A 9,216-nucleotide genomic window follows, 5' to 3' on the forward strand; every position below is an offset into this window, starting at 1 on the left:
GCCGGTGTGTGCGCAGATCGTGCCCACCGGGCTCTCCCGCGCCGGGCGGCAGCGCGCTCCGAGACGTCGCCGCTCGGGCTCCGAGACGATCGTCGGGTCGTCGCTCGACGGTGGGTCGACCGCCCGGGCGGGCGGGTTCGACCCGGAACCGGGCTGGGGGCGCCCTGCCCGGACCGTTAGGCTTGGCGATGGTTCGCCGCGCACCCCGGGCGATCCTGGCCGCCGAGGAGACGACCCCGGCGAGGCCCGAACCGAGCCAAGCCTGGAGGTTCCTGTGTCCGAGGAGCGATCGATCTTCCCCGTGGTCCTGCGGGGGTACGACCGAGCGCAGGTCGAGCAGCGACTCGGCGACGTCGAGCGCCAGCTCAACGACGCCAGGGGGCAGGTCGAACAGCTCGACGCCAAGGCCATGCAGCTCGCCGGTGAGCTGTCCGAGGCCCACCGCCAGCTCCGCGAGGCGGAGCGGCCGACGTACTCCGGCCTCGGGTCGAGGATCGAGCAGCTGCTGCGGTCCGCCGAGGAGCAGTCCTCCGACGTGCTGGCCCAGGCCAACGCCCAGGCGGCCGACGCGATGGCCAGGGCCAAGCTCGCCGCCGGGCAGCTGCGCGCCCGTGCCGAGAACGAGGTCGCCGAGATGCTCGCCACGGCCCGTCGTGAGGCCGAGGAGGTGCGCGGCACCGCGGATTCCGAGGCCGAGTCCACGCTCACGTCGGCGCAGCGCCGCGCGGAGGAGCTGGTCGGGTCGGCCGAGCGCGAGGCCGCCCGGATCTCCAGCGCGATCACCACCGAGGAGGCCGAGCGGCGCGGCACGCTCGAGCGCGAGATCGGCACGCTGCGCGCCACCGCCGAGCGGGAGACCACCGAGCTGCGGGTGTCCACCGAGACCTACGCGTCCGAGCTGCGCTCGACGACCGAGGCCGAGACCCGCGCGCTGCGCGAGGAGACCGAGAGCTACGCCGCCGAGCTGCGCTCGACGACCGACGCCGACACCACCGCCCTGCGGCAGCGCACCGAGTCCGAGACCGCAGCGCTGCGCACCGAGGCGGAGCAGTACGCCGCTGCCCTGCGCACCGCCGCGGAGCGCGAGACCGCCGAGCTGCGGGCCGAGGCCGACGCCACGGTCGCCGTGCTGCGGACCCGCGCGCAGGAGGCGGCGGACGCGCTGCGCACCGCGGCCGAGCGCGACGCCCGCGCCATCCGGCACAACGCCGAGCAGGAGAGCAACGCGCTGCGCACCGAGGCCGACCAGTACTCCGCGTTCGTCCGGGCCACGGCCGACCGCGAGGTCGCCGAGCTGCGCTCCGCGGTGGCCGACGAGGCCCAGGCCGCACGCAACGAGCTCGCCGAGGAGATCGGCGCCGAGCGCTCCGAGGCCGAGGACTACGTGAGCACGCTGCGGGCGACCGCCGAGCGCGAGACCACCGAGCTGCGCGAGACCGCCGCACGGGAGACCACGCACCTCCGGTCGACCACCGCGCGCGAGACCACCGAGCTCCGCGAGACCACTGCACGCGAGACCACCGAGCTGCGCGAGACCGCCGCACGGGAGACCACCGAGCTGCGCGAGCAGGCCCGGATCGACGCGGACCGGATGATCGCCGAGGCCAAGCGGACGGCGACCGAGACGCTGAGCGCCGCGACCACCGAGGCCGAGGCACTGCGCAGCCAGGCCGGCCGCGCGCTCGCGGACGCCGAGGTCGAGATCGCGACGAAGCGCGAGGAGGCGGAGAACGCCGACGCCGCCCGCCACGACGCGGCCCGGGCCGCGACCGAGAAGCTGGTCTCCGACGCGGAGGCGCACGCGGCCGACGCCGAGCAGCGCGTCGCCCACGCCCTCGAGCAGGCCGAGAAGATCCGCAGCGACGCCGACACGCACGCCAAGGAGCTGCTGTCCAACGCGCGGCGCAACGCGGACCGCGTCGTCGCCGAGGCTCGCGAGCACGCCGAGAACATGCTCTCCGAGGCGATGACCGAGGCCGAGCGCGAGCGCACCACCGCTCAGCGGCAGGTCGAGGACCTCAACCGCCAGCGCGAGGCCATCACGTCGTACCTCGACGAGCTGCGCAGCCTCCTGGGCCACGAGCCCGTGCCCAGCCAGCGCACCCTCGCGAAGGTCGAGGCCGCCGAGGCGCGCCTCGCCGCGATCGAGGGGAGCTCGCCCGAGCAGGGCTCCGACGCCGACGAGACCGGGGCCGGGGAGGATGCCACGGACGTGGACGACGCGCCGGAGGCCGACGCGAACGCAGCGGACTCCCCGTCCGACGCTGCCGAGGACGCCCCCGCCGAGGACGCCCCCGCCGACGAGGCCCCCGCCGCGGACGAGCCGGCCACCGACGAGTCGACGGCCGCGGACTCGAAGGCGCGTGCCGGCCGCGGTGCCTGAGGACGACTGGCGCGAGCGCCGCGCCGACGCCGCAACCGAGCGAGCCGCTGCGCTCGACCGGGCACGGGCCAAGGAGACGGTCCGTGCCCGGGAGCTGATCTCCGCGTTCCTCGAGGTCGCACGCGAACGCGGGCTCGAGCCGGAGCCGCTGCGTGCCCGCTCGTACGACGGACGCCGTCGGTACCGCACCGGGTTGACCGGCTGGTACCTGCGCGCGAACGAGACCGTCGGGGTGGACACCGAGGGCAGGTTCTACCTGCTCAGCGTCCCGGCCGGCTCGATGGCCCTGCTGCGCGGCGTGACGCTCGAGGAGTCCGACCCCCCGATGGTCCTCGGTCGCGGCGCGCGGGACGGGGAGTCGATCGACCTCGCCGACGCGCTGCGGCGCGTGCTCGGCGACTGAGCTCTCCGCCGGTCGCCGCGATCGGCCGCCTGCGTCGGCACGCCGGTCACCCGGCCCAGGTGCCGTCCCAGTCGCCCAACGGCGTCGACGTCGTGTAGTCCCGCAGGTAGCTGATCGCGCCGTCGCGCAGGTGCGCCACCGTCCGGCCCTCGACCCTCGCCTCGACGCCCTGGATCGTCGCGTGGACCACCCACTGGGCCGTGATCACGCCGTCGGCGACGGACTCGTCGGTGATCTGCCAGTCGTGCACCACACCGCCGCCGGCGAACCAGCCGGACATCCACTCCGCGACGGCGTCGCGCCCGCGCAGCACCGTCCCGGAGGAGTCCACCAGCACGCACGCCTCGGTGAGGACCCCGACGGCGGCGGCGACGTCGTTGCGTCTCCACCCGTCGAGATAGACGTGCAGGGCGTTCATCGCGGCCTCAGCGGCCCGCGCGCGCCAGCAGGGCGCTCAGCGCGGCGGCGACCGGCTCGGGGTTCTCGATCGGCGTCATGTGCCCTGCGGACGGCACCACGACCAACGTCGCGTCCGGCAGGGCCTCGGCCATCAGCTCGGCCTGGTCGACCGGGCTCAGGTCGTCCTGCTCGCCGACCACGACGACGGCCGGCACCCCGACCCCCCGCAGGACGTCGGTGCGGTCGGGGCGGGCCGCCATGGCGCGCTGGGCCCAGGCCACGCCGGACGCCCCCTGGTCGGCGATCCAGGTCTCCAGGTGCTCGACGAGGTCGGTTCGGGTCTGCCTGGACGTCGCGCCGAGCAGAGTCGTGCGCATCGGCAGCACCGCGTCGACGCTGTCGTCCGCCAGGACGGCGTCGGCGATCCGGAGGCGGTTCGCCCGTGCGGGCTCGGGGTCGGCGCCGGACTTGGTGTCGAGGAGCGCGAGACCGGCGATCAGGTCGGGGTGCCGCTCGGCCAGCGCCATCGCGACGTAGCCACCCATCGACAGCCCGCCGACGACGGCCCGCTCGACGCCGGCCGCACGCAGCGCGGCCGCGACCGCGTCCGCCATCACGTCGACCGAGGGCCCGGTACCCCCGACGTGCTCGGCCACGTCCTCGCCGATCGGCGACACCCCGAAGCCGGGCAGGTCGGGTGCCAGGACGGTCGGATCGCCCGTGAGCAGGTCGAGGACGTCGAGCCACATCCGGTGGTCCAGCGGGAAACCGTGCAGCAGGACAAGCGGAGGCGTCCCGGACCCACCCCGTCGCAGGGTGTGCAGCGCGAGCATGCCGTCGGTCGTCATGGCTTCCTCCTCGCCTCAGCCGTCAGCCTCGCCGCTGGCGGCGGTCGACATCGCCCCGTCCCACGTGGTGGGCAGCGGTCCGTGGCCCGGGAGCACGCGCGCCACCACCTCGTCGAGCACCCGGCGTACGGACGGCTCACCGACCCACAGGTGCTTGGCACCGTCCACGCCGATCACCTCGGCCTGGCGCACGCGCGCGAACCGGCGACGCGCCTCGTCGGGCTGCAGGAAGTCGTCGTGCTCCGGGACCAACGCCACGAGCGGGCGGCCGAACGCGTCCCAGCGGTCCAGGTCGGCGTCGGTCGCCCGGGACAGCGGCGGGGAGAGCAGGATGGCTCCCTCGACCGCCGGGTCCGCGCCGTGCATCAGGGCCAGCTCGGTGCCGAACGACCAGCCGAGCAGCCACGGGTGCGGCAGCTCGTGGAACTCCGCGTACTCGATCGCTGCTGCGACGTCGAAACGTTCGGCCTGGCCGCCGTCGAACTCGCCCCCGCTCGTGCCGCGCGGGCTCGAGGTCCCCCTCGTGTTGAAGCGCAGGACGGCGAGGCCGGCGAGCGCGGGCAGTCGCCAGGACGCCTTGCGCAGCACGTGCGAGTCCATGAACCCGCCGTGCGTGGGCAGCGGGTGAAGCGTGATCAAGGTCGCCAGCGGGGGCCGGTCCACCGGGACGGCGAGCTCGCCGACCAGCGTGAGGCCGTCGGCGGTGTGCAGCTCGATCTCGGTGCGCGTGGCGGGAAGGACGGACAGCGCACGGATCTGTGCGGGCGAGGTGCTCATCAGCTCGAGCCTAGTGGCGGTGCGGGAGCGCGGCTCAGCGGCGTCCGGACGAGCCGTCAGCGGCGTCGTGACCAGCACGAGGAGTGCCAGTGCCGCCGCAGCTCGAGGCCCGCCTGGGCGCCGAGCAACGCGTCATCGTGCCACGCGACCACGTGCGGCGTGCCGGGTGGGATCTCCTGCTGGCACCCGGGGCACAGGTACGACTTCGTCGCGGCCGCGGCCGAGACGCTGCGCACCGTCCAGGCGCCGTCCGAGCGGTGCTCGACGCGCGAGCCGCCTCGGGCGCGCTCGGTGTCCAGCTCCGGGTGCGGTGCACCCCACGGGCGTTTGGACGAGCGGCGAGCCATCCCCCCATTGTGCCGGGGTCAGGCCACCCAGGCCCCGGCACGCATCACCCGACGCGGACGCAGCTCCTCGTCGACGACGACGAGGTCTGCCCGCCGACCCGCGGCCAGGCTCCCGACGTCCCCACGGCCGAGCACCTGCGCCGGCGTGCTCGACGCGGCGTGCACCGCCTCGGCGAGCGGGACGCCCGCCGCCACCGTCGTCCGGACCACGTCGAGCAGGTGCGACGTGCCCCCAGCGATCGCACCGCCGCGCACCAGGCGGGACACCCCGTCGGTGACCTGCACCCGGGCCGGACCCAGCAGGTAGAACCCGTCCGGCATCCCGGCGCCGGCCATCGCGTCGGTCACCAGGGCGATGCCCTGGGCACCCACGAGGTCGAACACCATCCGGATCACCTCGGACGTGAGGTGCACCCCGTCGGCGATGAGCTCGACCACCACCTCGCCGCGCCGGGCAGCGGTGAGCAGCACCGGGATCGGTCCGGGGTCGCGGTGGTGCAGCGGACGCATGCCGTTGAACACGTGGGTCGCCACCGGGCGCCGGCCGCGCGGGCCGCCGGCCAGCAGGCGCCGCGCCTCCTCCACCGCCCGGGCGACCTGAGGGGCCGACGCGTCGGTGTGGCCGAACGACGGCACCGCACCTTCCGCCACCACGGCGGCGAGGACGCCGTCGAGCACCCCCGGCACCTCGGGCGCGACCGTCACCCCGATGAGTCCGCCGTCCGCGGCGTCGGCGAGCGCGGTGACGAGTGCCGGGTCGCCGGCCACCATGTGCTCGGCGGACTGCGCGCCGCACCGGGCCGGCGCCAGGAACGGGCCTTCGACGTGGATGCCCGCCAGGTCCCCGTCCGCGACCAGCGTCGCGAGCAGCGCGGTCTGCTCGACCAGCCGCTCGCGGGGGGCGGTGACCAGGGACGCGACGAGCGTCGTCGTGCCGTGCGCCAGGTGCTCGCGGGCAGCCGTGCGCGCCTGCTCGGGCCCGGGCGCGTCCGGGAAGCTCTCGCCGCCACCGCCGTGGCAGTGCAGGTCGATCAGCCCGGGGAGGATGGTCGAGTCGGGTGGGGCGGCGTCCGGCATCGCCGCCAGCTCCGGCGGCGCGTCGGCGACGGCACCCACCCAGACGACCGTGTCCGCGTCGACCACCACGAGGCCGCCGGGGAGCTCACCGTGCTCGGTCACGACGCGACCACGCAGAGCAGTCCCGGACGCCGTCGTCATCGCCCCATCCTGGCATCGCGGCGTCCGGCGCGGGAGTGCGCCGCGCAGGGTGTCTCCGCCCGGCTCCACCCGCGACGGGCCTCGTCCGGACCGTGCGCGGTCGGGCGTCTAGTCGGGAACCACCCCGGGATCGGTCGGCGAGGGAAGCCGGCCCGTGCTGATCAGCGCCCGGTACCAGTAGGCCGAGTCCTTCCAGGTCCGTTCGAGGGTGTCGTAGTCGATCCGGATGATGCCGAACCGGCGGTGGTAGCCGTAGGCCCACTCGAAGTTGTCCATCAGCGACCACAGCAGGTAGCCGCGGACGTCGGCACCGGCCTCCATCGCATCCCCGACCGCGGCGACGTGGTCGTGCACGTACGCGATCCGGCGGGGGTCGTGCACGCGGCCGTCCGGCGAGACCTCGTCGTCGAACGCGGCCCCGTTCTCGGTGATCATCAGCGGGAGCTCCGGGTACCGGTGGTGCAGCCCGACCAGGAGCTCGGTCATGCCGGAGGGGTCGATGTTCCAGCCCATCGCGGTCAGCGGGCCGGAGCGGGGCAGGAACTCCACGTCCGGCGACCCGACCCACGGCGAGGAGGTCGAGGCACCGTGCCCGTCGTCCATGGACCGGGGCTCACCCGGCCGCGCCGCGCGCACCTCCTGCGACGAGTAGTAGTTCACGCCGAGCACGTCGAGACCGGTGTGCGTCACCTCGAGGTCGCCGTCGTGGACGAACGACCAGTCCGTCACCGCCGCGGTGTCCGCGAGCAGGTCCGCCGGGTAGGTGCCGTCCAGCACGGGCTCGAGGAAGATCCGGTTGGCCACCGCGTCGATCCGTCGAGCGGCGTCGAGGTCTCCCGGAGCCTGGGACGCGGGACGCACCACGTGCAGGTTGAGGGTCAGCGAGAGCAGGCCTCGGTCGCCGAGCCCGTCGCGCACGGCCCGCCCGGCCAGCCCGTGCGCGAGGTTCAGGTGGTGAGCGGCGGCGAGCGCCCCCGCCGGCTCGGTGCGTCCCGGTGCGTGCACACCCGACGCGTAGCCCAGGAAGGCCGAGCACCACGGCTCGTTCAGGGTCGTCCAGCGCAGCACCCGGTCACCCAGGGCATCCACGACGAGCGCCGCGTACTCGCCGAAGCGCAGCGCGGTGTCGCGAGCCGGCCATCCACCCGCATCCTCGAGGGCCTGCGGCAGGTCCCAGTGATAGAGCGTGAGCACGGGCTCGATCCCGGCGCCGAGCAGCTCGTCGACCAGGCGGGAGTAGAAGTCCAGGCCGGCCGCGAGCGCCGGACCCGACCCGGTCGGCTGGATCCGGGGCCAGGCCACCGAGAACCGGTAGGCAGCGAGCCCGAGGTCCCGCATCAGCGCGACGTCCGCCGGCATCCGGTGGTAGTGGTCCGCCGCGACCGCCCCGGTGTGCCCGTCGAGCACCTTGCCGGGCGTCGCGGAGAAGGTGTCCCAGATGCTCGCGCCGCGGCCGCCCTCGGTGGTCGCGCCCTCGATCTGGTACGCCGCCGTGGCCGCTCCCCACAGGAAGTCCGACCCGAAGTCTCGGCTCATGCCCTGCACCTCCGTCAGTCCGTCTCCCCCCGCCGTTGTCGACACCTCTCAGGGTGCCAGACGTTCGACCACCCAGCCGTGCCCGAGCGGGCGGTAGCGCACGCGATCGTGCAGGCGATCCCGGCGCCCCTGCCACAGCTCGACGGTGCCGAGCGCGAGGCGGTAGCCGGTCCAGTGCTCCGGCATCGGCACGTCCTCTCCGGCGAACCGGCGCTCCGCCGCGGCGTAGTCCGCCTCGAGCTCGGCGCGGGACGCCACCACGGCCGACTGATCGCTCGCCCATGCGGCCAGCTGGCTGCCACGCGGGCGGCTCGCGAAGTAGGCCGCGACCTCCGCACGGCTCACCGGGGTCACCGCGCCGCGCACGATCGCCTGGCGGTCCATCGCGTGCCAGACGAACACTGCGGCCGCTTCGGGGTGCACCGCGAGCTGCCGCCCCTTCGCGGAGCGCACCTGGGTGTAGAAGACCAGGCCTCGCTCGTCGATCCCCTTGCAGAGCACGGTCCGGGCCGCCGGGGCGCCGTCGGCGTCCACCGTGGCCAGCACCATCGCGTTCGGCTCCACGAGCCCCGCGTCCTGAGCGTCGTCGAGCCACCTGCGGAGCTGGGCGACCGGGTCCGGGTCGACGTCGGCCGGGTCGAGCGTCCCGAGGACGTAGCTGCGCCGCAACGCGGCGAGCCGGTCGACCGGGCGGGGGTCGGGGGTCTGCGGCGCAAGCGGCTCCATGGCCCCATCCTTGCTGGCCCGACACGCACGCGCGATCGCGTCCCGCCATGTTCGATCATGGTCGATGCCGACATGACTCTTGTCACTGCGCAACTTGTCCTTGATCAACATACTGGCTACGGTGACCGCGCCCTATTCCGGACGAAAGGAACATCACATGCGAAAGCGCGCCATCGCCCTGCTCACCGGAGCGGCGCTCACGATCGGTTCGGTCGCGCTCGCCGGGCCCGCGGCCGCGGCGAGCGACGTGCAGTGCGCGTCTGCCGTGGGCAGCGGCTCTGCGTTCTCCTACCGATACATCAACGTGAAGAACTCGTGCAGCCGCACCATCACGGTCAGGCTCGACATCGCGAACGCCAACGACTCGGGCTGCTATGCGATCTCGGCGAACTCCACGGAGCAGCTCCGATACAACCGCCTCTGGGGCACCTTCAGGTCGATCAAGGACTGCTGACCTGCGAGCGCTCGCGACCCTGGCCAGGCCGCGATGCGTGAGGCACCCAGGCGTGGGGGGGGGGGCGGGGGGGGGCGGCGGGGCCCCCCCCCCCGGGGGGGGGCGGGGGGGGGGGCGGGCGGGGG

10 protein-coding genes are annotated in these 9,216 nt (G+C 74.6%); 3 read left to right on the forward strand and 7 right to left on the reverse strand.

The features are described from left to right. Positions 1-274 precede the first annotated feature (274 nt). Positions 275-2,383, forward strand: a complete 2,109-nt coding sequence (locus OEB99_RS07100) for a coiled-coil domain-containing protein (RefSeq protein WP_263509271.1) — start codon at positions 275-277, stop codon at positions 2,381-2,383. Continuing rightward, entirely contained in the window at positions 2,376-2,786 is a 411-nt protein-coding gene (locus tag OEB99_RS07105) for a hypothetical protein (RefSeq protein WP_263509272.1), read from the forward strand. Before OEB99_RS07100 ends, OEB99_RS07105 begins: the two co-directional genes overlap by 8 nt. 46 nt (positions 2,787-2,832) lie before the next feature. Here OEB99_RS07105 and OEB99_RS07110 read toward each other — a convergent pair whose 3' ends face one another. The 7 genes from OEB99_RS07110 to pdxH all read right to left on the reverse strand — a co-directional run bounded on the left by OEB99_RS07110 (position 2,833) and on the right by pdxH (position 8,637). Then, entirely contained in the window at positions 2,833-3,204 is a 372-nt protein-coding gene (locus OEB99_RS07110) for a nuclear transport factor 2 family protein (protein WP_263509273.1), read from the reverse strand. A gap of 7 nt (positions 3,205-3,211) precedes the next feature. Continuing rightward, entirely contained in the window at positions 3,212-4,033 is an 822-nt protein-coding gene (locus OEB99_RS07115; RefSeq protein WP_263509275.1) for an alpha/beta fold hydrolase, read from the reverse strand. A 15-nt stretch (positions 4,034-4,048) separates the two neighbouring features. Beyond that, entirely contained in the window at positions 4,049-4,810 is a 762-nt protein-coding gene (locus OEB99_RS07120; RefSeq protein ID WP_263509276.1) for an alpha/beta hydrolase, read from the reverse strand. A gap of 56 nt (positions 4,811-4,866) precedes the next feature. Next, positions 4,867-5,157, reverse strand: a complete 291-nt coding sequence (locus OEB99_RS07125) for a hypothetical protein (protein ID WP_263509277.1) — start codon at positions 5,155-5,157, stop codon at positions 4,867-4,869. An 18-nt stretch (positions 5,158-5,175) separates the two neighbouring features. After that, positions 5,176-6,375 carry an N-acetylglucosamine-6-phosphate deacetylase gene (locus OEB99_RS07130; RefSeq protein ID WP_263509279.1) on the reverse strand — a complete coding sequence of 400 codons (1,200 nt, stop codon included), beginning with the start codon at positions 6,373-6,375 and terminating at the stop codon, positions 5,176-5,178. A 108-nt stretch (positions 6,376-6,483) separates the two neighbouring features. After that, on the reverse strand, positions 6,484-7,911 hold the full coding sequence (locus tag OEB99_RS07135) for a GH1 family beta-glucosidase (protein WP_263509280.1): 1,428 nt from the start codon (positions 7,909-7,911) through the stop codon (positions 6,484-6,486). 48 nt (positions 7,912-7,959) lie between these two features. Beyond that, entirely contained in the window at positions 7,960-8,637 is a 678-nt protein-coding gene (pdxH, locus tag OEB99_RS07140) for a pyridoxamine 5'-phosphate oxidase (RefSeq protein WP_263509282.1), read from the reverse strand. A 157-nt stretch (positions 8,638-8,794) separates the two neighbouring features. On the opposite strand from pdxH, the gene OEB99_RS07145 reads away from it, so the two are divergent. Next, positions 8,795-9,091, forward strand: a complete 297-nt coding sequence (locus tag OEB99_RS07145; RefSeq protein WP_263509283.1) for a hypothetical protein — start codon at positions 8,795-8,797, stop codon at positions 9,089-9,091. Positions 9,092-9,216: the final 125 nt, after the last annotated feature.

This window comes from Actinotalea endophytica, assembly GCF_025717005.1.
Classification (GTDB): domain Bacteria; phylum Actinomycetota; class Actinomycetes; order Actinomycetales; family Cellulomonadaceae; genus Actinotalea.